This window comes from Kitasatospora phosalacinea (genome assembly GCF_000717185.1).
In the GTDB taxonomy this organism is placed as follows: domain Bacteria; phylum Actinomycetota; class Actinomycetes; order Streptomycetales; family Streptomycetaceae; genus Kitasatospora; species Kitasatospora phosalacinea_A.
Map to the genome: position 1 here is coordinate 1 of NZ_JNYE01000204.1, position 3086 is coordinate 3086.

General features: G+C 74.0%; 3 protein-coding genes. 2 read left to right on the forward strand and 1 reads right to left on the reverse strand.

The features are described from left to right. Window positions 1-107: 107 nt before the first annotated feature. Together cmk and der are read left to right on the forward strand one after the other, a co-directional pair. Window positions 108-824, forward strand: coding sequence for a (d)CMP kinase (cmk, locus tag OO57_RS37445; RefSeq protein WP_033257352.1), 717 nt, complete (start codon window positions 108-110; stop codon window positions 822-824). A 117-nt stretch (window positions 825-941) separates the two neighbouring features. Then, complete coding sequence (gene der / locus OO57_RS37450) at window positions 942-2396, forward strand: ribosome biogenesis GTPase Der (protein ID WP_033257353.1); 1455 nt, start codon at window positions 942-944, stop codon at window positions 2394-2396. A 52-nt stretch (window positions 2397-2448) separates the two neighbouring features. Here the strand turns inward: der and OO57_RS44465 are convergent. Then, window positions 2449-3086 (reverse strand): hypothetical protein (locus OO57_RS44465; RefSeq protein WP_051778761.1); only part of this gene is annotated, 638 nt, incomplete at its 5' end.

Consider the following 3086-nt stretch of genomic DNA (forward strand, 5'->3'; position numbering starts at 1 on the left):
GGCTGGGGCTGGGGCTGGGGGCTGGGGTGGGCGGTCGGGACGGGGGTGGGCGGGCGTCCATTAACCTTGAGGGTGAGTCGTTGTGCCCTGAGAGAGAGGTTCGCCCCGTGGACAGTGTCGACCGAGCGTCGAGCGGCCCGGTCGTCGTCGCCATCGACGGACCTTCGGGGTCCGGGAAGTCGACCGTGTCGCGGGCGGTGGCCGCGCGGCTGGGGCTGAGCTTCCTGGACACCGGCGCGATGTACCGGGCGATGACCTGGTGGATGCTCGCCAACGAGGTGGACGTCGAGGACGCGGAGGCGGTGGCGATCGCCTGCGGGAAGCCGGTGATCGTGTCCGGGACGGACGCTGCCGGGCCGACCATAACGGTGGACGGGCAGGACGTGTCCGGGCCGATCCGCGGGCCCGAGGTGACCGGCAAGGTGAGCGCCGTGGCGGCCGTTCCGGCGGTGCGGGCCCGGCTGGTGGAGCTGCAGCGCGGCTGCGCCTCGCACGCCGAGCGCGGCATCGTCGCCGAGGGCCGGGACATGGGCTCCGTGGTGTTCCCGGACGCCACCGTGAAGGTGTTCCTGACCGCGTCCGAGCGGGCCCGGGCCGAGCGCCGGGCCGCGGAGCTGCGGGCGAAGGGCGTGGACGAGGCGACCATCACCGCGATGGCCGCCGACCTGGCCCGCCGGGACGCCGCGGACTCCTCGCGGGAGACCGCCCCGCTGACCCAGGCCGCCGACGCGGTCCTGGTGGACACCAGCGAACTCACCCTCGACCAGGTGGTCGACGCGATCACCGCCCTGGTGGAGGAGAAGGCCGGCCTGACCGCGGCCTGAGGCACGAGCAGAGACGAACGTCCGACCGCGCGAGATCCGCGCGGTCCGCGCTGCCCCCGGGCAGGTACGCACGGCACGCCCCTGGGAAGGGCCGGGCCGGGAAACGGAAAACGGAACATGAGCAACGACACCACCGCCCACCACGGCGAGCTGGGCGACGCCGAGTACGCCGAGTTCATGGCGCTGGCCGCCGAGGAGGGCTTCGAGGGCGACGAGGTCGAAGCCGAGCTGGAGGGCCACGGCCCGCTGCCGGTGCTGGCCATCGTCGGCCGCCCGAACGTCGGCAAGTCGACCCTGGTCAACCGCATCATCGGCCGCCGCGAGGCGGTCGTCGAGGATCGCCCCGGCGTGACCCGCGACCGGGTCAGCTACGAGGCGATGTGGGCCGGGCGCCGGTTCAAGGTCCTGGACACCGGCGGCTGGGAGATCGACGTCCTCGGCCTGGACGCGATGGTCGCCGGGCAGGCCGAGCTCGGCATCGAGCAGGCCGACGCGGTGCTGTTCGTGGTCGACGCGAAGGTCGGCGCCACCGACACCGAGGACGCCCTGGTTCGGCTGATCCGCCGCTCCGGCAAGCCCGTGGTGCTGTGCGCCAACAAGGTGGACGGCCCGTCCACCGAGGCCGAGGCCGCGTACCTGTGGTCGCTCGGCCTGGGCGAGCCGTACCCCGTCTCGGCGCTGCACGGCCGCGGCTCCGGCGACCTGCTGGACGCCGTCCTGGCGGTGCTGCCGGAGGCGCCGCCGCAGCTGTTCGGCGACGGGCTGGCGCCCGGCGGTCCGCGCCGGGTCGCGCTGATCGGCCGGCCGAACGTCGGCAAGTCGAGCCTGCTGAACAAGGTCGCCGGTGAGGACCGGGTGGTCGTCAACGAGCTGGCCGGCACCACCCGCGACCCGGTCGACGAGCTGATCGAACTCGGCGGCAAGACCTGGAAGTTCATCGACACCGCCGGTATCCGCCGCCGCGTCCACCTGACCGCGGGCGCGGACTTCTACGCCTCGCTGCGGACCTCCGCCGCGCTGGACAAGGCGGAGGTCGCGGTCGTCCTGATCGACGCCAGCGAGACCCTCGCCGAGCAGGACACCCGGATCATCTCGATGGCCGTCGAGGCCGGGCGCGCCGTGGTCATCGCCTACAACAAGTGGGACCAGCTGGACGAGGAGCGCCGCTTCTACCTGGAGCGCGAGATCGAGCGCGACCTCGTGCAGGTGCAGTGGGCTCCCCGGGTGAACGTCTCGGCGAAGACCGGGCGGCACATGGAGAAGCTCGTCCCGGCGATCGAGACCGCGCTGGCCGGGTGGGAGACCCGCATCCCGACCGCCCGCCTGAACGCCTTCCTGGGCGAGCTGGTGGCCGCGCACCCGCACCCGATCCGCGGCGGCAAGCAGCCGCGCATCCTGTTCGGCACCCAGGCGGGCACCCGTCCGCCGCGGTTCGTGCTGTTCGCTTCCGGCTTCCTGGAGGCGGGCTACCGCCGCTTCGTCGAGCGCCGCCTGCGCGAGGAGTTCGGCTTCGAGGGCACCCCGATCTCGATCTCGGTCCGGGTCCGCGAGAAGCGCAACAAGAAGAAGTAGCCGAGCGACGCAGCGGGGCCGCGGACGGTGTCCGCGGCCCCGCTGCGTGCGTTCAGGCGTCCCGGCCCGGGGGCAGCGAGAGCACCGAGCGGTGCCGCCCGCCCGCGCCCGCGGTGCCGCCGCCCGGGGCGCCCAGGTAGCCGGTGGCGACCCAGCCCTGGCCGTTGGCCTGGGCGGTGGTGGTCTGCGCGGGCATGAACTGGGGCGCGCCCGTGGCCTGCCCGGCGTACGTCTCGAAGGACTGGTGCTGCTGCGACTGCCCGGACGGCTGGGACTGCGGTTCGCGGACCGCGAAGCCGGTGAACTTCATCCCCTCCTCGCCGGAGCGGTCGCCGGGCAGCGCCCGGAACATCCGGCGGTACTCGGAGTACAGCGTGTCGTAGATCGGCGTGGCCGACACCGGGTGCTCGGCGTCGTAGGACGGGCGCATGTTCGGGATCGACCGGCCGGCGCCGCCGGGGCCGGACTGGACGGAGGGACGGCCGGGGGACGCGAGGTCGTAGCTGTACACGTAGGAGCCAACGAGCGAGACCGGCTTGGGATGCGGGGGCGCCGCCCCCAGTCCTATGCCGGTCGTGGTGCTCGTGACCTGGTCAGCGGCGGTCCGGGTGCCCGGGACGGCGGGGGCGGTGGGAGCGGTGGGAGCGGTGGGGGCGGTGGCGGGGGCGTCAGGGGCGGGGCCGGCGGGGG